Origin of the sequence: Pseudomonas sp. ICMP 8385, assembly GCF_002699915.1 — a bacterium.
Classification (GTDB): Bacteria; Pseudomonadota; Gammaproteobacteria; order Pseudomonadales; family Pseudomonadaceae; genus Aquipseudomonas; species Aquipseudomonas gessardii.
The window spans coordinates 62500-80655 of record NZ_LKBY01000013.1; the positions used below are offsets into that span (position 1 = coordinate 62500).

The 18156-nt window shown below is 62.7% G+C and carries 18 protein-coding genes and 1 pseudogene; 8 read left to right on the top strand and 11 right to left on the bottom strand.

Going from position 1 to position 18156, the window contains the following annotated elements:
* Positions 1–155 precede the first annotated feature (155 nt).
* From hemA to AO268_RS04105, 6 genes are all read left to right on the top strand, one after another.
* Positions 156–1445, top strand: coding sequence for a glutamyl-tRNA reductase (gene hemA, locus AO268_RS04080; protein ID WP_099167957.1), 1290 nt, complete (start codon positions 156–158; stop codon positions 1443–1445).
* A complete protein-coding gene (gene prfA, locus AO268_RS04085; RefSeq protein WP_076962856.1) occupies positions 1442–2524 on the top strand; it encodes a peptide chain release factor 1 in 1083 nt (360 codons plus the stop codon). The genes hemA and prfA overlap by 4 nt, the downstream gene beginning before the upstream one ends.
* Positions 2525–3355, top strand: a complete 831-nt coding sequence (gene prmC, locus AO268_RS04090; protein ID WP_099167958.1) for a peptide chain release factor N(5)-glutamine methyltransferase — start codon at positions 2525–2527, stop codon at positions 3353–3355.
* Positions 3349–4104 (top strand): molybdopterin-synthase adenylyltransferase MoeB, encoded by a 756-nt coding sequence (locus tag AO268_RS04095; protein ID WP_099167959.1) that lies wholly within the window; start codon positions 3349–3351, stop codon positions 4102–4104. The genes prmC and AO268_RS04095 overlap by 7 nt, the downstream gene beginning before the upstream one ends.
* Positions 4097–4891 carry a glutamate racemase gene (gene murI, locus AO268_RS04100; protein WP_099167960.1) on the top strand — a complete coding sequence of 265 codons (795 nt, stop codon included), beginning with the start codon at positions 4097–4099 and terminating at the stop codon, positions 4889–4891. The genes AO268_RS04095 and murI overlap by 8 nt, the downstream gene beginning before the upstream one ends.
* Before the next feature lie 114 nt (positions 4892–5005).
* Positions 5006–5524 (top strand): acyloxyacyl hydrolase, encoded by a 519-nt coding sequence (locus AO268_RS04105; RefSeq protein WP_076962852.1) that lies wholly within the window; start codon positions 5006–5008, stop codon positions 5522–5524.
* Between the two features lie 177 nt (positions 5525–5701).
* Here the strand turns inward: AO268_RS04105 and AO268_RS04110 are convergent, their stop codons facing one another.
* The 8 genes and pseudogenes from AO268_RS04110 to AO268_RS04145 form a co-directional block, all read right to left on the bottom strand.
* A complete protein-coding gene (locus tag AO268_RS04110; RefSeq protein WP_076962851.1) occupies positions 5702–6007 on the bottom strand; it encodes a YkgJ family cysteine cluster protein in 306 nt (101 codons plus the stop codon).
* Between the two features lie 163 nt (positions 6008–6170).
* Positions 6171–6257: pseudogene (locus AO268_RS04115) on the bottom strand (NAD(P)-binding protein); the annotation flags it as partial.
* Positions 6254–7036 (bottom strand): SDR family NAD(P)-dependent oxidoreductase, encoded by a 783-nt coding sequence (locus AO268_RS04120; protein WP_099167961.1) that lies wholly within the window; start codon positions 7034–7036, stop codon positions 6254–6256. The pseudogene AO268_RS04115 and the gene AO268_RS04120, both read right to left, overlap by 4 nt.
* Entirely contained in the window at positions 7033–7233 is a 201-nt protein-coding gene (locus AO268_RS04125) for a hypothetical protein (RefSeq protein ID WP_099167962.1), read from the bottom strand. The genes AO268_RS04120 and AO268_RS04125 overlap by 4 nt, the downstream gene beginning before the upstream one ends.
* Entirely contained in the window at positions 7226–8671 is a 1446-nt protein-coding gene (phrB, locus tag AO268_RS04130) for a deoxyribodipyrimidine photo-lyase (protein ID WP_099167963.1), read from the bottom strand. Before phrB ends, AO268_RS04125 begins: the two co-directional genes overlap by 8 nt.
* A complete protein-coding gene (locus AO268_RS04135) occupies positions 8671–9600 on the bottom strand; it encodes a MerR family transcriptional regulator (protein WP_099167964.1) in 930 nt (309 codons plus the stop codon). The genes phrB and AO268_RS04135 overlap by 1 nt, the downstream gene beginning before the upstream one ends.
* Before the next feature lie 3 nt (positions 9601–9603).
* Entirely contained in the window at positions 9604–10575 is a 972-nt protein-coding gene (locus AO268_RS04140) for a YbgA family protein (RefSeq protein WP_373562112.1), read from the bottom strand.
* Positions 10576–10722: 147 nt separating this feature from the next.
* A complete protein-coding gene (locus AO268_RS04145) occupies positions 10723–11709 on the bottom strand; it encodes an NAD(P)/FAD-dependent oxidoreductase (RefSeq protein ID WP_099167965.1) in 987 nt (328 codons plus the stop codon).
* Between the two features lie 196 nt (positions 11710–11905).
* On the opposite strand from AO268_RS04145, the gene AO268_RS04150 reads away from it, so the two are divergent.
* Positions 11906–12805 carry a TIGR01777 family oxidoreductase gene (locus tag AO268_RS04150; RefSeq protein WP_076962845.1) on the top strand — a complete coding sequence of 300 codons (900 nt, stop codon included), beginning with the start codon at positions 11906–11908 and terminating at the stop codon, positions 12803–12805.
* Positions 12806–12820: 15 nt separating this feature from the next.
* Positions 12821–13843, top strand: coding sequence for a ferrochelatase (gene hemH, locus AO268_RS04155; RefSeq protein ID WP_076962844.1), 1023 nt, complete (start codon positions 12821–12823; stop codon positions 13841–13843).
* A gap of 160 nt (positions 13844–14003) precedes the next feature.
* Here the strand turns inward: hemH and AO268_RS04160 are convergent, their stop codons facing one another.
* From AO268_RS04160 to algW, 3 genes are all read right to left on the bottom strand, one after another.
* Positions 14004–14738, bottom strand: a complete 735-nt coding sequence (locus AO268_RS04160; RefSeq protein WP_099167966.1) for a DUF4198 domain-containing protein — start codon at positions 14736–14738, stop codon at positions 14004–14006.
* A gap of 12 nt (positions 14739–14750) precedes the next feature.
* Positions 14751–16859 (bottom strand): TonB-dependent siderophore receptor, encoded by a 2109-nt coding sequence (locus AO268_RS04165; RefSeq protein ID WP_099167967.1) that lies wholly within the window; start codon positions 16857–16859, stop codon positions 14751–14753.
* A gap of 75 nt (positions 16860–16934) precedes the next feature.
* Positions 16935–18089: a Do family serine endopeptidase AlgW gene (gene algW, locus AO268_RS04170; RefSeq protein WP_076962841.1), complete on the bottom strand. Its 1155-nt coding sequence runs from the start codon at positions 18087–18089 to the stop codon at positions 16935–16937.
* Positions 18090–18156: the final 67 nt, after the last annotated feature.

Genomic DNA, 18156 nt, shown 5'->3' on the forward strand with positions numbered 1-18156 from the left:
CGGATCATCATGACACAAGCCCTCGGCCAAACATAACCGAGTCTCAATTGGCGCCTTTATAGACACAAGGCATTAGGACAATAGACGACGGTGGTTGTTCTGAATCAGTCGAAGTAGGACAATTGTCGGCTTCTCGACATCATCAGCGATATTGAATGGCCTTCCTTGCTCTGGGTATCAACCACAAGACTGCTTCTGTAGACGTCCGCGAGCGCGTGGCGTTTACCCCGGAGCAATTGGTTGAGGCTTTGCAGCAGCTGTGCCGGCTCACCGACAGCCGCGAAGCTGCGATCCTTTCCACCTGCAATCGCAGCGAGCTCTATATAGAGCAGGAACATCTTTCGTCGGATGGGGTACTGCGCTGGCTGGCTGAATACCATCATTTGAGCCTGGATGACCTGCGCGCCAGCGCTTATGTGCATGAAGATGATGCGGCAGTTCGTCACATGATGCGTGTGGCATCCGGGCTCGACTCCCTGGTTTTGGGTGAGCCGCAGATCCTCGGCCAGATGAAATCGGCCTACGCCGTGGCCCGTGAAGCCGGGACCGTGGGGCCGTTGCTGGGGCGTCTGTTCCAGGCCACCTTCAATTCGGCCAAGCAGGTGCGTACCGATACGGCGATTGGCGAAAACCCGGTGTCCGTGGCGTTTGCCGCCGTCAGCCTGGCCAAGCAGATCTTCAGCGACCTGCAACGCAGTCAGGCCCTGCTGATCGGCGCGGGCGAGACCATTACCCTGGTCGCCCGGCACCTGCATGACCTGGGTGTCAAGCGCATCGTGGTGGCCAACCGGACCCTGGAGCGCGCGAGCATCCTGGCTGAAGAGTTCGGTGCCCACGCGGTGTTGCTGGCCGACATCCCGGCCGAGCTGGTGCGCAGCGATATCGTGATCAGCTCCACCGCCAGCCAGTTGCCGATCCTCGGCAAGGGCGCGGTGGAAAGCGCCCTGAAGCTGCGCAAGCACAAACCGATTTTCATGGTGGATATCGCCGTTCCCCGGGATATCGAGCCCGAAGTCGGCGAGTTGGACGACGTTTACCTGTATAGCGTCGACGACCTGCACGAAGTGGTCGCCGAAAACCTCAAGAGCCGCCAGGGCGCTGCCCAGGCCGCCGAGGAAATGGTCGCCATCGGCGCCGATGACTTTATGGTGCGCCTGCGCGAGCTGGCCGCCGTGGATGTGCTCAAGGCCTATCGCCAACAGGGCGAGCGCCTGCGCGATGAAGAATTGATCAAGGCCCAGCGCCTGCTGGCCAATGGCGGCAACGCTGAAGACATCTTGATGCAATTGGCCCGTGGCCTCACCAACAAGCTGTTGCATGCTCCCAGCGTACAGCTTAAAAAACTGACAGCCGAAGGCCGCCTCGATGCGCTGGCCATGGCCCAGGAACTCTTTGCCCTCGGTGAGGGCGCGTCAGACAGCTCTTCGGATAAAAAACCGCAATGAAAGCGTCACTGCTCAATAAACTGGATGTGCTCCAGGACCGTTTCGAAGAACTGACCGCCTTGCTCGGCGACGGCGAGGTTATTTCCGATCAGACCAAGTTCCGCGCCTATTCCAAGGAATACGCCGAAGTTGAGCCGATCGTGACCACCTATTCGCAACTGCTCAAGGTGCAGGCCGACCTCGAAGGCGCCCAGGCGCTGCTCAAGGACAGCGACCCGGACATGCGGGAAATGGCCGTGGAAGAAGTCCGCGAAGCCAAAGACAAGCTCATCGAGCTTGAAGGCGACCTGCAACGCATGCTGCTGCCCAAAGACCCTAACGATGGGCGCAACGTCTTCCTGGAAATCCGCGCCGGCACCGGTGGCGACGAGGCGGCGATCTTTTCCGGCGACCTGTTCCGCATGTACTCACGCTATGCCGAGCGTCGCGGCTGGCGCGTGGAAATCCTCTCGCAGAACGAGGGGGAACACGGCGGCTACAAGGAAATCATCGCCCGGGTCGAAGGCGAGAACGTCTACGGCAAGCTGAAATTCGAGTCCGGCGTGCACCGCGTACAGCGTGTACCCGCCACCGAGTCCCAGGGCCGTATCCACACCTCGGCGTGCACCGTGGCCGTGTTGCCCGAACCCGACGAGCAGGAAGCCATCGAGATCAACCCGGCGGACTTGCGCGTCGATACTTACCGCTCGTCGGGCGCCGGTGGCCAGCACGTCAACAAGACCGACTCGGCGATCCGCATCACCCACTTGCCGTCCGGCATTGTGGTGGAGTGCCAGGAAGAACGTTCCCAGCACAAGAACCGGGCGCGGGCCATGTCCTGGCTGTCGGCCAAGCTCAACGACCAACAGACCAGCGCTGCGGCCAACGCCATTGCCAGCGAGCGCAAGTTGCTGGTGGGCTCGGGTGACCGCTCCGAGCGCATTCGCACCTATAACTATGCCCAAGGGCGGGTCACCGACCATCGGGTCAACCTGACCCTGTATTCCCTGGACGAAATCCTTGCCGGTGGCGTGGACGCAGTGATCGAGCCGTTGCTCGCCGAATACCAGGCCGACCAACTGGCCGCGATAGGTGAATAAATGACCATTATTGCCAGCTTGTTGCGCGCCGCCGACCTGCCCGACTCGCCGACCGCGCGCCTGGATGTGGAGTTGTTGCTGGCCGCAGCCCTGGGCAAGTCCCGCAGCTACCTGCACACCTGGCCGGAAAAAATCGTCAGCAGCGAAGACGCGCTGCGTTTTGCCGACTACCTGCAACGTCGCCGCAGTGGTGAGCCGGTGGCTTATATTCTCGGCCAGCAAGGCTTCTGGAAACTCGACCTGGAAGTCGCGCCCCACACCCTGATCCCGCGCCCGGACACCGAGCTGCTGGTGGAGGCGGCCTTGGAGTTGTTGCCCGCCACCCCGGCCACTGTGCTCGACCTGGGCACCGGCAGCGGCGCCATCGCCCTGGCCCTGGCCAGCGAGCGCCCGGCCTGGCGCGTGACGGCAGTGGATCGCGTGCTCGAAGCCGTGGCCCTGGCCGAACGTAATCGCCAGCGCCTGCACCTGGATAACGTCACGGTGCTCAACAGTCATTGGTTCAGCGCCCTCAAAGATCACACCTATCACCTGATCATCAGCAACCCGCCCTATATTGCCGACAGCGATCCGCACCTGGTGGCGGGCGATGTGCGCTTCGAGCCGGCCAGCGCCTTGGTGGCCGGTCACGACGGCCTGGACGACCTGCGCCTGATCATCGCCCAGGCGCCGCAGCACCTGGAGGCCGGTGGCTGGTTGTTGCTCGAGCATGGTTACGACCAGGCCCCGGCCGTGCGTGACCTGCTGCTGACGCAAGGTTTTGAAGAGGTCCATAGCCGTATTGACCTCGGCGGCCATGAGCGCATCAGCCTGGGACGCCGGCCGTGCTGACCGACCAGGAGCTGTTGCGCTATAGCCGGCAGATCCTGTTGCAACAGGTCGACATTGACGGCCAGTTGCGCCTGAAAAACAGCCGCGTGCTGATCGTCGGCCTTGGTGGCCTCGGCGCGCCGGTGGCCCTGTACCTGGCGGCGGCCGGCGTGGGCCAGCTGCATCTGGCGGACTTTGATACCGTCGACCTGACCAACCTGCAACGCCAGATCATCCACGACACTGACAGCGTGGGTCTGAGCAAGGTCGATTCGGCCATCCGCCGCCTGAGTGCGATCAACCCTGAGGTACGGCTGGTGGCCCACCGCACGGCGCTGGACGCGGACTCGTTGGCCGCCGCCGTGGCCGATGTAGACCTGGTGCTCGACTGCTGTGACAACTTCGCCACCCGCGAAGCGGTGAACGCGGCGTGCGTGGCGGCGGGCAAGCCCCTGGTCAGCGGCGCGGCGATTCGCCTCGAAGGCCAGCTCTCGGTGTTCGACCCACGCCGCCCGGAAAGCCCGTGCTACCACTGTTTATATGGGCACGGCAGCGACACCGAACTGACCTGCAGCGAAGCCGGCGTTGTCGGCCCGCTGGTGGGCCTGGTCGGCAGCCTGCAAGCCCTGGAAGCCCTGAAACTGCTGGCCGGCTTTGGCACCCCCCTGGTCGGGCGCCTGCTGTTGATCGATGCCCTGGGCACGCGTTTTCGCGAACTGCGGGTCAAGCGCGATCCCGGTTGCAGCGTCTGCGGTAGCCAGCATGGTTAAGGATGCACCGATTGGTGTGTTCGACTCCGGTGTCGGCGGCCTGTCGGTGCTGGACGAAATTCATCGTTTATTGCCCCAGGAGTCGCTGCTGTACGTGGCCGATTGCGGGCATATCCCCTATGGCGAGAAAACCCCGGCCTTCATTCGCGAACGTTCGCGGGTGGTCGCAGAGTTTTTCCGCGAGCAGGGCGCCAAGGCCTTTGTGATTGCCTGCAACACGGCAACCGTGGCGGCGGTCGCGGATTTGCGCAGCGATTACCCGGATTGGCCGCTGGTGGGCATGGAGCCGGCGGTCAAACCGGCGGCTGCCGCGACCCGCAGTGGCGTGGTCGGCGTACTCGCCACCACGGGCACCCTGCAAAGCGCCAAGTTTGCCGCGTTGCTGGATCGCTTTGCCACCGATGTACGGGTGATTACCCAGCCATGCCCGGGGCTGGTCGAGCTGATCGAGGCCGGCGACCTGGGCAGCCCGGTGCTGCGCCAGTTGCTGCAAGGGTATGTCGCGCCGCTGGTCGAGGCCGGCTGCGACACGCTCATCCTTGGTTGCACCCACTATCCTTTCCTTAAGCCATTGCTGGCGACGATGCTGCCACCGTCGATCATCCTGATCGATACCGGCGCAGCAGTGGCGCGCCAGCTACAGCGTCTGCTGGGTGAGCGCCAACTGCTGGCCGATGGCACCCCCCGTACCGCGCAATTCTGGACCAGCGGCGAGCCGCAGCACCTAAGAAATATCCTACCCACACTCTGGAACTCCAGCGGCGTTGTGCGCAGTTTCGAGCGGTAAAAAATTCGTGAAACAGCGGGTTTTTTTAACTGAACTTCTGCTTACTCCGTGATTTCTATAGCTCCTGATTAGCGGTAAAAAATCATACAAATTCGTTTGGAAAGGATGTTTCTTATGAAGCGCTTGTTCTGTTTGGCTGCGATTGCAGCCGTTGTGGTGGGGCATTCGATTTCGGCCCAGGCAGCCGGCCTGGAGTTTGCGGTGGGGCATACCAGCGATTCGACCATGACGTATCGCCTGGGCCTGCAATCGGACTGGGACAAGAGCTGGTGGCAGAGCGATGTCGGCCGCCTGACCGGCTACTGGAGCGGCGCTTATACCTTCTGGGAGGGGGACGAACGTGCGAGTGTCAGCAGCCTGTCGTTTTCGCCGGTGTTTGTGTATGAGTTCGCCGGCGAGTCGGTGAAGCCCTACATCGAAGCGGGGATCGGCATGGCGCTGTTTTCACGCAGCCGGGTCGAAGACAACAATATCGGCGGGGCTTTCCAGTTTGAAGACCGCCTGGGCTTGGGCTTGCGTTTTGCCGGCGGGCATCAGGTGGGGATCCGGGCCACGCACTATTCCAACGCCGGTATCAGCAGCCGCAACGATGGTGTCGAGAGCTATTCGTTGAACTACACAATGCCGCTCTGATATTCCCCAGGCACTGCAGAACCTATGTGTGTGGGCTGGTGTGGGAGTCGGGCTTGCCCGCGATGCAGGCGCTGTGGTGTATCAGTTACACCGTAGTGATGCTAGCGCAGGCAAGCCAGCTCCCACACAAGCTTCCACATAGGCCCGCTTCCACATGGGATCTTCATTGGCCTTGGTTCAGCGGTAGACCGTCGCAATCCCCTGGCGCTCTTCAAGGCACTCCGGCGCGCCCATCTCGAACTCCCGGCAAATCAATGGTCGCTTCTCATAGATCGTGCACATCATCGTGTCGCGATCTAGCGCCGCGCACCAGCCGTCGTCCAGGCGCAGCATGACTTCGCCGCCCCAGTCGTCGGTGTCGATAAAGCGATCAGGCACGCCGGTGTCGGTGATCAGCATGACTTCCAATTGGCAGCAGCAGGCTGCACAGGTGGAACAGGTGACGGCGGGTTCGGCGATTTGGGTGTGGGGGATGGTGGTCATGGGGGGCAGCTTCAAGGTTCAAGCGTCAAGCTGCAAGTAAAAGCCGACCGGCTCCAGGTTTTTTTCGGCGCGCCGCCGGCAGGCAAGCGCGTCGCTCCTGCATCACGGTTTACAGGGTTTGCCCAAACGCCTGGGCCACGCGCAGGGCACTGACCACGCCGTCTTCAAATACGCTGATGTCATGGCGGCGGCTGAGCAGATAGGCGCAGGTCAGCCCGGAAATACCGCTGCCGACAATGGCGATCTTCACAGGTTGTCCTTGTGCGGCGGCGGGCTGCGCAGCATGCGCTTGCCGATGATCAGTCGCGCGCGGTTCGGCAATGTCGACAACGGCCACAGGGTGGCGATAAACAGCGCCGGGAAGGCAATCTCCAGGGGGCGCTCTTCCAGTTTGCCGACAATATGCCGCGCGGCCTTGTCGGCCGGCCAGCTCAAGGGCATTGGAAAGTCATTGTGTTCGGTCAGCGGCGTATCGACGAAACCGGGGCTGACAACCGTGACGTCAATGCCTTCGGGAGACAGGTCAAGGCGCTGGGCTTCAAACAGGGAACGCAGGCCGGCCTTGGACGCGCCATAGGCTTCTGCACGGGGCATCGGCAGGTACGTGACCGCACTGGCGACGCCCACCAGGTGCGGGGTTTGCCCGGCACGCAGCAGCGCCAAGGCGGCTTCGATGCAATAACTGCTGGCCAGCAGGTTGGTGCGCACCACATGTTCGATAATCGACGCATCGAACTGCTTGGCATCCACGTATTCGCAGGTGCCGGCATTCAGGAGCACGGTGTCCAGGGCCCCCCAGGTTTGCGCGATCTGCTCGCCGATTTCCCGTACGACCTGGCTGTTGGTCAAGTTGCCGGCGACCACCAGCACTTGCCCAGGATAGCGTTGGGCAAGTTGCTCCAGCGGTGCCTTGGCACGCGCACTCAGCGCCACCCGGGCGCCGCTGTCGAGCAACACCTCGGCCAGGGCGGCGCCAAGGCCACTGCTTGCCCCGGTCAGCCAATAACGGCGTGGCGATGTCAGGCTCATGCCATTCTCCCTTTCAACCAACGGACCGGCCGGCCAACTACCAGCAGATGTTCGTAACACCGCGCGCTGATACCGCGGACCTGATGCAGTGGATCGGTAAACGATATGTCCTGGCTGTACAGGTTGTCGAGCCGGTGCCGGTTGTGTGTGCCCAGGGGGGCGAAGGAATCGGCGAACTGTCGCAGGCCATCACTCATATATGTCTCCCGCCGCCTGGCGCGAGGGCAGGGCGCGAAAGGCCGCCAACGCGCGTTCACGGGAATGCTTGAGGTCGACAATGGGCTGCGGGTAGTCGGCCACGCCAAACAGATCGCCGGCGGCGGCGGGATGGTGCACTTGCTGTTTGTTCAAGCCCGCCAGTTGCGGCAGCCACTGCTTGATGAAGCGCCCTTCGCCGTCGAACTTCTCGGACTGGCTCAATGGGCTGAAAATGCGGAAGTACGGCGCCGAATCGGTGCCGGTGGACGAGCTCCATTGCCAGCCGCCGTTGTTGGCCGCCAGGTCGCCGTCGATCAAGTGGCGCATAAAAAAGCGCTCGCCTTCGCGCCAGTCGATCAACAGGTTCTTGGTCAAAAACATCGCCACCACCATGCGCAGGCGGTTATGCATCCAACCGGTTGCCAAGAGTTGGCGCATTGCGGCATCGATGATCGGCAGGCCGGTGCGCGCTTCCTGCCAGGCGGCCAGGTCTGCGGGGGCGTGGCGCCAGGCCACGGCTTCGGTTTCCGGGCGAAACGCGCGATGACGCGACACCCGTGGGTAGCCCACCAGGATATGTTTGTAGAACTCGCGCCACAGCAGCTCGTTGATCCAGGTAATGGCGCCGGTATCGCCGCTTTCAAATTCACCCTGGTTGCTTTGTAGCGCCGCGTGCAGGCACTGGCGCGGCGACACCACGCCAGCGGCGAGGTACGCCGACAGTTGGCTGGTGCCGGGCTTGGCCGGGAAGTCGCGTTCGTCCTTGTAATAGCTGATCTGTGCGTCGGCAAACTGTGCAAGGCGCCGCTGCGCCTCATCTTCACCGGCCGGCCAAAGGGCGCGCAGGGTGTCGCTGGGCGGGGCAAAGCCCTTGACCTGCCCGGGCACGGCATCGCTGGCCAAGGCCAAGGCGGCCTGGGCCTTGGGCGTCGCCACCCGGCGCGGCAGGGCCGTGTGCAGGCGGTTGTAGCAGACCTTGCGAAACTGGCTGAACACCTGGAAGTAGGTGCCCGTCTTGGTCAGCACACTGCCGGGTTGGAACAGCAACTGGTCCAGATAACGCTGAAAACTCACCCCTTGTGTTGCCAGGGCCCTGGCCACGGCGGCGTCACGCCGGCTTTCGTGGATCCCGTATTCTTCGTTGGCGTGGACGCTCTCGACCGACAGGCTCTGGCACACCTCCACCAGTACCAGCGGCACCTGGTCCCAGGTGTCGGCATGGCGGATCAGCAGGGGGATATTCAGCTTTCCCAGGGCCAGGCTCAGGGCCTTGAGGTTGCGCAGCCAGAAGTCCACCTTGCACGGCGCATCGTCATGGGCCAGCCACTGATCGGCGGTGATCAGGTACACCGCCGCCGTCGGCCCGCGCTGGCAGGCGGCGGCGAGGGCGGTGTTGTCATGCAGGCGCAGGTCGCTGCGCAGCCAGATCAGATGCATTAGAGAAGCCCACGCTGGATCAGGAGCTGATGGGCCGACAACGGGTCTTCGGCCAACAACAGCCCGGGGATGTCCTGGGTTAAGACGGACAACTCGGCCTGGTGGATGCAGACCGTGGGGCCGGCGATCAGAATTGGGCAACGGGCACCGCTCAATAGTTTCGGCAGGCCTGCCAAATGGAGGGCCTTGCTGGAGTACAGCAGCACGGCGCGTGGTTGCAGGTGTTCGACCGCCAGGGCCAGCTCGCCGGTGGGCAGCGGCCAGTCGAAGACTTCCACCGGGCAATCGGCGCTGCTGGCCAGCCAGGCGCTCAACCACAGGTGCGGCTCCAGTGGTCGGTCGGAATGATTGATCAGCAATAAAGGGGGGCCACTGAGCTGGCGATTGTTGTGATACAGCCGCGCGCCGAATTTGCTGCGCAGCCAGGAATAAAAAAACACCCGCTCCATCTGTGCGCCGAACTGGCCTTGCCAACGTTGGTCCAGCTCCTTGAGCAGCGGCAACAACAGGTGCTCGCAGAGGGTGCGCGGCGGGTAGAGGGCCATGGCCTGGTTGAACACCGCATCCACCCGGCGCTCGGCCAGTTGGCCGATGGCTTGCACCAGGGTCTGGCGCAGGCCCTGCCATTCGTTTTCAGCGCTGGCGTCCACCGGCTGGGCGTTGTCGATCAGTTGCTTGACCTGGCTGACCGGCACGCCACGGTTGAGCCAGGTCAGGATGGTCTGGATGCGCTGCACATGGTCGGCGCCGAACAGCCGGTGGCCCTTGGGCGTGCGTTGCGGCACGATCAGGCCGTAGCGCCGCTCCCAGGCACGCAGGGTCACCGCGTTGACCCCGGTCTGGCGGGACACCTCGCGAATCGGCAGCCAGCCTTGTTCCAGGGCCAGGTTGGCGACGGGGTGGGCGGGAGGTTGCAGGGACGCATTCATGGGTTAGATCGCATTACGCAGGCTGAGGTTTTCCGGGTGCGGTTGCAGGTAGGCCTGCTGCGCGATGTAGCGGTCCGGGTGGTGGCGAAAGTGATGCTTGAGCAAGGTCAGCGGCACCACCAACGGTACGATGCCGTGGCGGTATTGGCCGATCAGGGTCTGCATTTCCTGCTTGTCTGCGGCACTGAGGGCCTGCTTGAGGTAGCCGCTGATATGTTGCAGCACGTTGGAATGGGTGCCACGGGTGGCGCACCTTTGCAGCGCGGTCATCAACTCGCTGAAATACTCGGCGGCCAGGGTTGGCAGGTCGCAGTCCTTGCCCATGCTACCCAACAGATGGCCGAGGCTTTTGTAGTGGGCCGGGCTGTGGGCCATCAGCAGGTATTTATAGCGCGAGTGGAAGGCCAGCAGACGATGACGGGTCAGGCCCTCGGCCAGCCATTGCTGCCACGAGGCGTAGACAAATACCCGGGTCAGGAAGTTTTCGCGCAGCACCGGGTCGTGCAGGCGGCCATCTTCCTCCACCGGCAGGTTGGGGTGGCGGGCACAGAAGGCCTGGGCATAGATACCACGCCCGCCGCCCTCGACCGGGGTGCCGTTGTCGCGGTAGACCTTGACCCGTTCCAGGCCACAGGACGGTGACTTCTGCATAAAGATGTAGCCGCACAGGTCGCTGTGCTCGGCGGCCATGTCCTGGCCGTAGGCGTGCAGCGCGGCGGTCACGTTCAGTTCACGATGCACCGTGCCCACGGCTTGCGGCTGCTGCGGGTCGCCCACCAGGCGAATCGGCTCGCGGGGGATGCCCAGGCCGATGGCGACTTCCGGGCACAGTGGCACGAAGTCGAAGTAGGCGCTGAGTGTCTGGCGGCACAGGGAGGATTGCTTGTGCCCGCCATTGAAGCGCACGTTCTCGCCAAGCAGGCAGGCGCTGATGGCGATTTTCGGTTTGCCGATGGCGGACAGGGGACTGGACATGGCAAACCTCTGCAAGACTCCTGTACAGATTTTATTTTCTGTACAACTAATTTCATCATAGGTTTTGCTGTGTACAAGTCAAATATTTTGTATAGGTTTTATAGGCCGATCATTCCCTGCTGACGGGATAGCAGCGATTGCAGCGGCTTAGCGCAAATGTTCGACCAGGCGCCGCGCCGCTTCCTGGCCGCTGAGCCAGGCCCCTTCGACCCGTCCCGACAGGCACCAGTCGCCACAGGCATACAAGCCCAGGTCGGCATCCGCCAATACCCCCCATTCATGACCGCTTGCGGGGCGTGCATACAGCCAGCGATGGGCCAGGCTGAAGACGGGCGCCGGCATGCTGCAGTGCAGCAGTTCGGCAAAGGCGCCGTGCAGCAACTCGATAATGGCGTCCTTGGGCAGGTCCAGGTGCTGTTTGCTCCAGGCACTGGTGGCGTGCAGGATCCAGGTGTCCGGCGTGGCGTCCCGCCCTGGTTTGCTGCGGTTGCGGGCCAGCCAGTCGAGGGGGCTGTTTTGTACGAAGCAACCTTCCATCGGCGTATCCAGCGGCGTATCGAAGGCCAGGGCGATGGCCCAGGTCGGGTCCATTTTCACCCCGGCGGCGGTGCTCGCCAGCTTGGGCGCCGCCGCCAGCAGGGCGGTGGCCTGGTGCGCCGGGGTGGCGATGATCACGTGGCTGAAAGGGCCATGGTTGTCGCCGTCGGCGTCCAGCAGGTTCCAGTGTTGTTGGCCCTGGAACACTTCGGTGATACGGCAGCCAAACTCCACCGGCAGGTCATCGAGCAAGGCGCGGGTGATGGCGCTCATGCGCGGGGTGCCGACCCAGCGGGTCTGCTCATCGGGGGAGGGGCTCAGTTGCCCGGACTGGAAGTTGTAGAGTTGCGGCTCCCACTCGGCGGCCCAGCCATTGGCTTGCCAGCGTTGTACTTCATTGACGAAGCGCCGGTCGCGGGCCGTGAAATACTGCGCGCCCAGATCCAACGCGCCGGCCTCGCTGCGCTTGCTGGACATGCGCCCGCCACTGCCGTGGCTTTTATCGAAGAGTTGGACAACGTGCCCGGCATCTTTTAACGCGCGGGCGGCTGAAAGTCCGGCGATGCCGGTACCGATGATCGCGATGGGAACAGTCATGGGAGGCCTCGTTTTACCGTTGGGTACAGACTACGCCGACACCAATAGCTGTACAATATTGTTTTTTGGTATAAGTTTCGGCATGCCTTAACGTGTGGCGTGGCCTATGGTTAAACCCAGGTCGCGCCGATTAAAAAGATCCCTGCTTATAAAATAGACCAGCGATGCCCGGCCAACGTTACAGGAGGAAGATCTCATGCATATTTTGCTGACCGGCGGTACGGGTCTGATCGGCCGCCAGCTCTGCCAGCACTGGAGCGCCCAGGGGCATCGGTTGACAGTGTGGAGCCGCCACCCCGCGCAGGTCGCCAGGTTGTGCGGTGCGCAGGTGCAGGGTGTAGCCCGTTTGCAGGACATCACACAGCCGGTGGACGCGGTCATCAACCTGGCCGGCGCGCCGATTGCCGACCGCCTCTGGACCCACAAGCGCAAGGCCTTGCTGTGGAGCAGCCGCATCAGCCTTACGGAAACCCTGCTGGCCTGGCTTGAGGGCCTGGCGGTGAAACCTGCGGTATTGATTTCCGGTTCGGCGGTGGGCTGGTATGGCGATGGCGGTGAACGTGAGCTGACCGAAACCAGTGGCCCGGTGCTGGATGATTTCCCCAGCCAGTTGTGCATCGCCTGGGAAGAAACCGCCCAGCGCGCCGAAGCCTTAGGCCTGCGGGTAGTGTTGGTGCGTACTGGCCTGGTGCTAGCGGCCGAGGGCGGCTTTTTGTCGCGGTTGCTATTGCCCTTTAAACTGGCGCTGGGCGGGCCTATCGGCAACGGCCGGCAGTGGATGCCGTGGGTACATATCAAGGATCAAATCGCCCTGATTGATTTTCTTCTGCACAAACCTGACGCCAGCGGTCCTTATAATGCCTGCGCGCCCCAGCCGGTGCGTAACCGCGAGTTCGCCAAGACCCTGGGCCAGGTGCTGCACCGCCCGGCTTTCATGCCGATGCCGGCGTTTGCCTTGCGGGCCTTGTTGGGGGAGTTGTCCGGCCTGTTGCTGGGCGGGCAGAAGGCACTACCCGAGCGGTTGCTGGCCGCCGGTTTCACTTTTCAGTTCACTGAGTTGCACGCGGCCCTGGATGACTTGTCCAGCCGCCTCTGAGAGATAGGATGTTGCATGACGGATCACGCGTTATTACTGGTCAACCTGGGTTCACCGGCGTCCACTTCGGTGGCCGATGTGCGCAGCTACCTCAATCAGTTCTTGATGGACCCGTATGTGATTGACCTGCCGTGGCCGGTGCGGCGTTTGCTGGTGTCGCTGATCCTGATCAAGCGTCCCGAGCAATCGGCCCATGCCTACGCCTCGATCTGGTGGGACGAAGGCTCACCGCTGGTGGTGCTCAGTCGCCGCTTGCAGCAGCAGATGACCGCCCAGTGGACCCAGGGCCCGGTGGAACTGGCGATGCGTTATGGCGAACCGTCGATTGAGAGCGTGCTGACCCGCCTGGCCGGCCAGGGCATCCACAAGGTCACGCTGGCGCCGTTGTACCCACAGTTTGCCGACAGCACCGTGACCACGGTGATTGAAGAGGCGCGGCGGGTGGTGCGGGATAAACAACTCGACCTGCAGTTCTCGATCCTGCAACCGTTCTACGACCAGCCGGAATACCTCGACGCCCTGGTGGCCAGTGCCAGGCCGCATTTGCAGCAGGATTACGATCACCTGTTGTTCAGCTTCCACGGCCTGCCGGAGCGGCATTTGAACAAGCTCAACCCCGGGCATGCCCTCGACGGCACGGGCGACTGCTGCGCCAATGCCTCGCCGCAGGTGCGCACCACCTGTTATCGCGGGCAGTGCTTTAGCGTCGCCCGCGACTTTGCCGCGCGCATGGGCCTGGCGGACGATAAATGGTCGGTGGCGTTCCAGTCCCGCCTGGGCCGGGCGAAGTGGATCGAACCCTACACCGAGGCCCACCTGGAGGCCTTGGCCCGGCAAGGGGTGAAGAAGCTGTTGGTGATGTGCCCGGCGTTTGTCGCCGATTGTATCGAGACCCTGGAAGAGATTGGTGATCGCGGCCTGGAACAGTTCCGCGAAGCCGGGGGCGAGGAGCTGGTGCTGGTGCCGTGCCTCAATGATGATCCACAGTGGGCGGCGGCGCTTAATAGCTTATGCGAAAGAGCGCCTGTCAGCCTCTAATGTGGCCGCTGGCTAGTGTGGGGCTTGCCTGGGACTGGTTTGTCTGGGAGTTGGCTTGCCTGCGATAGCATCACCGAGGTATGACTGACACACCGAGGTGCCTGCATCGCAGGCAAGCCAGCTCCCACACAAGCCAGCTCCCACAGGGGTTCAGCGGTGTTTATTCGTGGTGCGGTTGGCCCAGGAAGGTCAGTGAGCTGAACAGTGCACGGGTCTGAATCTCGCTATTACCTTTGACCGGTACTTGCGCCTGCGCCGCAATCACGTTCAACGCCTCGTTGCGCACCAGCACCCGGGCCCGGCCATCCTGGTCGGTCTCGGTGCTCAAGGTATTCGGTGCGCTACGGTAGTCGCCAATCAACTTGATCCCGGCGGCGGGTTTGCCGTCGATCAATACCCGCACCGGCAGCGATTGGCCGGGGCCGACGGTCAGCGGGTCGACTTCAGGCACGATCACCATCCTCAGTTGATCCAGCTTGGGCAGTTTCGCCCCGGCCTGGTAGATCGCCAGGCTGTATTTCAGGGCCTGGGTGGTTTCGACGGCGCCGGGGACTTGGCTGTGGCCCTGGTTCACCCATTTCTTGTCCGGGGTTTGCGACCACAAGCCATTATCAAACGCCACCGCCAGTACGGCGGGCGGGTTGAGCGGTTGCAGGCGNAGCGGTTGCAGGCGCGCCTGGTCGACCAGGCGTTGTACGGTCACCGGGATCATCCGGCCACCGGCGTCATAGGCCCAGGCGCCGCTGACTTTTCTGGCCTTGAAGGCTTCGTCTTCGGCACCGTGGCCGTAGATCACTTCGAGATGGCCGCGGCGTTGTTCGGTCCACAGGCCATGGGCCGAGACTTGGGTGGCGAACAGCAGGCCGAGCACAGCCAATGATTTGAGCGCTTGCATGGTGAGGTCCTTTTACAGGTTGAGGGTCAGGCTGACGGTGAAGTTGCGCGGCTCTCCGGGGTTGACCCAGTAGTTGCTGTAGGAGCGCTCGTAGTACTTTTCGTCGAACAGGTTGTTGAGATTCAGGCCCACGGTGAGGTTATCGCTGGCCTTGTAATGGGCCAGCAGGTCGACGGTGTGGTAGGCCGGCAACTCGAAGCTTTTACCGGCCTCGCCTGAACGGTCGCCCACATAGGTAAACGCCGCGCCCAGGTCCGAGCCACGCAGGGCGCCATCCTGGAACTCATACACGCCCAACAGGCTGCCACTGCGTTTGGCCACGCCGAGAATGCGGCTACCGGTGGGGATCTCCTTGTCGCCCTTGGTCACTTCGGCGTCGATGTAGGCCAAGGCGCCAATCACTCGCACGGCATCCGTCAGTTGCCCGCTCACTTGCAGGTCCAAGCCCTGGCTGCGGGCCTTGCCGATGGCGCGTTTGGTGTCGGTGGCCGGGTCGGTGGCCAGGGTGTTTTCCTTTTCGATATGGAAGGCGGCCAGGGTCGCGCTCAGGCGGTCGTCGAACAGCTCGCTCTTGATGCCGACTTCATAACCAATGCCTTCCTCGGGCTTGAGGAAATTGCCGGCTGCGTCCAGCTCGCTTTGCGGTTTGAACGAGGTGGAGGCGTTGGCAAACAGGCCCACTTGCGGGGTCAGTTGATACAGCAGGCCGGCCCGCTGGGTCATGACATCGTGGGTTTTCTGGCTCTTGGCACCGTTGCGGGTGTAGTCCTGCGAGCTTTGCTCGACGTGCTCCAGGCGCACGCCCACCACCCCGCGCAGGCGGTCGGTAAAGATGATCTGGTCTTGCAGGTTCAGCGCCTGGCTTTTCACCTGGGTGAAAAAATCGCTGCCCGAGCGCAGACCATTGGGCTTGGGCTGGCCGTAGACCGGCTTATAGATGTCGATGGGGTAGCTGCCGGCGATGGCGGTCACCCGTTCTTTCTTGCGGTAGTCCTCGTACTCGGTGCCGATCAGCACTTCATGCTGCCAACTGCCGATCTCGAACAGGCCACGCAGCTCCAACTGGGTGATGCTGTCGTGCCAGCCCATGGAGCGCTGGCGGTAGCGGCGGTTGATGGTACGGCCGTCGGCATTCAGCGCGCGGTTTTCCGAGGCTTCGCCCCACAGGCTGCCCTGTTTGTAGTGGCTGGCCAGGCGCAGTTTCCAGGCATCGTTCAAGTGATGTTCGAGGGTGGCTTGCAGACGGTTGTTGTGGTTATCGATATCGCCGTCGTTGGGCTCGCCAAGGAAGGTCGAGCGGGACATGCCGCCCCAGCGGTTGTTGGGGGCAACGATGCCCCGGTCGAATGTGGAGCTGTGGCGCACAAACTCACTTTCCACCAGCAGGCTGGTGTCCGGGTCCAGTTGCCAGCTGAACGAAGGGGCGACAAACACCCGTTTGCTTTGCACATGATCGCGGAAACTGTGGTTGTCCTCTACCGCCAGATTGACCCGCGACAGCACCCGGCCTTCGCTGTCCAGCGGGGTGTTGATATCCACGGCGGTGCGGTAGCGGTCCCAACTGCCGGCGCTGGTCTGCACGGTGGTGAAGGCTTCGGCTTGGGGCTTCTTGGTGACGATATTCACGGTGCCGCCGGGATCGCCACGGCCATACAGGCTGGCGGCGGGGCCCTTGAGCACCTCGATGCGTTCGATATTGGCCGTGTCCGGGGTGCTGGGGTAGCCACGGTTGGCGCTGAACCCGTCCTGGTAGAACTCCGAGGTGGTGAAGCCGCGAATGCTGTATTCGTAAAGAGTCAGGCCACCGAAGTTGTTCTGTTTGGACACGCCGCCGGCAAATTCCAGGGCGCGCTCGACATTGTGACTGCCCAGGTCCTTGAGCACCGTGGCGGGAATTACACTGATCGATTGTGGGATATCGCGCAGGGCGGTGTCGGTCTTGGTTGCGCTGGCCGAGCGGGTTGCGCGGTAGCCCTTGACCGGGCCGGTGGCGGATTCATAGGCCTCGCCGGTGATGCTGGTGGTGGCCAATTCAAGGGGGGTGGTGTCTTCTGCAAACACCGGGTCCACCAGCAATCCCAAGGCGAGACCGGCCAGGGGCGCAAACTTTCGAGACGTCATGGTCTAACATTCCAATATCAATATTGAAATAATATAACATGACTATTGAGAGTGTCTCTCTTTAAGGGTTGCCCTTTATTCCTGCTCTTTCACCGGTGCGGGCGGCGGGCGCAGGCCCACTTCGGCCAGCAGCTTGATCTCCTTGCCGTTGCGCATGACCTGGATCGCGACCTTTTCCGTGGGCTTGATCCGCGCGACCTGGTTCATCGAACGCCGGCCATCGCCCGCCGGTTCGCCGTCGATGCTGAGGATCACATCGCCGACCTGCATCCCGGCCTTTTCTGCCGGGCCGCCACGCAGGATGCCGGCGATGACGATGCCCGGGCGCCCGGTCAGGCCAAAGGATTCCGACAGCTCCTTGGTCAGCGGTTGCACTTCAATCCCCAGCCAGCCACGGATCACCTGGCCGTGTTCGATGATCGACTTCATCACTTCCATCGCCAGCTTCACCGGGATCGCGAAACCGATGCCCTGGGAGCCACCGGACTTGGAGAAGATCGCGGTGTTGATGCCGGTCAGGTTGCCATTGGCGTCCACCAGTGCGCCGCCGGAGTTGCCCGGGTTGATCGCCGCGTCGGTCTGGATAAAGTCTTCGTAGCTGTTGAGGCCCAACTGATTGCGCCCGGTGGCGCTGATGATGCCCATGGTCACGGTCTGGCCGACACCGAACGGGTTGCCGATCGCCAGCGCCACATCGCCGACGCGCAGGCCTTCGGAGCGGCCGATGGTGATGGACGGCAGGTGCTTGAGGTCGATTTTCAAAACGGCCAGGTCGGTTTCCGGGTCGCTGCCCACCACCCGCGCCAGGGTTTCGCGGCCATCACGCAGGGCCACCACAATCTGGTCGGCCCCGGTGCTGACATGGTTGTTGGTGAGGATGTAGCCTTCCGGGCTCATGATCACCCCGGAGCCCAGGCTCGACTCCATGCGGCGCTGCTTGGGCGAGTTGTCGCCGAAAAAGCGCCGGAACTGCGGGTCTTCAAACAACGGGTGCGCCGGTTTATTGATGACTTTGGTGGTGTACAGGTTGACCACCGCAGGCGCGGCCACCACCACGGCATCGGCGTAGGTCACCGGGCCCTGTTGCACTGCGCTGGTTTGCGGTGCCTGTTGCAGGTTGACGTCCAGGCTTGGCAGGCCGACCCATTGCGGATAACGCTGAATGATCAGCATCGCGATCAGCACGCCGGCCAACAATGGCCATCCAAAAAAACGCAGCGCCTTGAGCATCAAGTAAGTCCTGACAGGTTGCAGGGGGCGTGGGAGCGCCCATAATGTCGCGCATTATACGAGGCCG

Excerpts from the sequence above, each read along its gene's own strand:
- hemA (WP_099167957.1), top strand. The coding sequence starts at position 156 with ATGGCCTTCCTTGCTCTGGGTATCAACCACAAGACTGCTTCTGTAGAC.
- prfA (WP_076962856.1), top strand. The coding sequence starts at position 1,442 with ATGAAAGCGTCACTGCTCAATAAACTGGATGTGCTCCAGGACCGTTTC.
- prmC (WP_099167958.1), top strand. The coding sequence starts at position 2,525 with ATGACCATTATTGCCAGCTTGTTGCGCGCCGCCGACCTGCCCGACTCG.
- murI (WP_099167960.1), top strand. The coding sequence starts at position 4,097 with ATGGTTAAGGATGCACCGATTGGTGTGTTCGACTCCGGTGTCGGCGGC.
- AO268_RS04105 (WP_076962852.1), top strand. The coding sequence starts at position 5,006 with ATGAAGCGCTTGTTCTGTTTGGCTGCGATTGCAGCCGTTGTGGTGGGG.
- AO268_RS04110 (WP_076962851.1), bottom strand. The coding sequence starts at position 6,007 with ATGACCACCATCCCCCACACCCAAATCGCCGAACCCGCCGTCACCTGT.
- AO268_RS04120 (WP_099167961.1), bottom strand. The coding sequence starts at position 7,036 with ATGAGCCTGACATCGCCACGCCGTTATTGGCTGACCGGGGCAAGCAGT.
- AO268_RS04125 (WP_099167962.1), bottom strand. The coding sequence starts at position 7,233 with ATGAGTGATGGCCTGCGACAGTTCGCCGATTCCTTCGCCCCCCTGGGC.
- phrB (WP_099167963.1), bottom strand. The coding sequence starts at position 8,671 with ATGCATCTGATCTGGCTGCGCAGCGACCTGCGCCTGCATGACAACACC.
- AO268_RS04135 (WP_099167964.1), bottom strand. The coding sequence starts at position 9,600 with ATGAATGCGTCCCTGCAACCTCCCGCCCACCCCGTCGCCAACCTGGCC.
- AO268_RS04140 (WP_373562112.1), bottom strand. The coding sequence starts at position 10,575 with ATGTCCAGTCCCCTGTCCGCCATCGGCAAACCGAAAATCGCCATCAGC.
- AO268_RS04145 (WP_099167965.1), bottom strand. The coding sequence starts at position 11,709 with ATGACTGTTCCCATCGCGATCATCGGTACCGGCATCGCCGGACTTTCA.
- AO268_RS04150 (WP_076962845.1), top strand. The coding sequence starts at position 11,906 with ATGCATATTTTGCTGACCGGCGGTACGGGTCTGATCGGCCGCCAGCTC.
- hemH (WP_076962844.1), top strand. The coding sequence starts at position 12,821 with ATGACGGATCACGCGTTATTACTGGTCAACCTGGGTTCACCGGCGTCC.
- AO268_RS04165 (WP_099167967.1), bottom strand. The coding sequence starts at position 16,859 with ATGACGTCTCGAAAGTTTGCGCCCCTGGCCGGTCTCGCCTTGGGATTG.
- algW (WP_076962841.1), bottom strand. The coding sequence starts at position 18,089 with ATGCTCAAGGCGCTGCGTTTTTTTGGATGGCCATTGTTGGCCGGCGTG.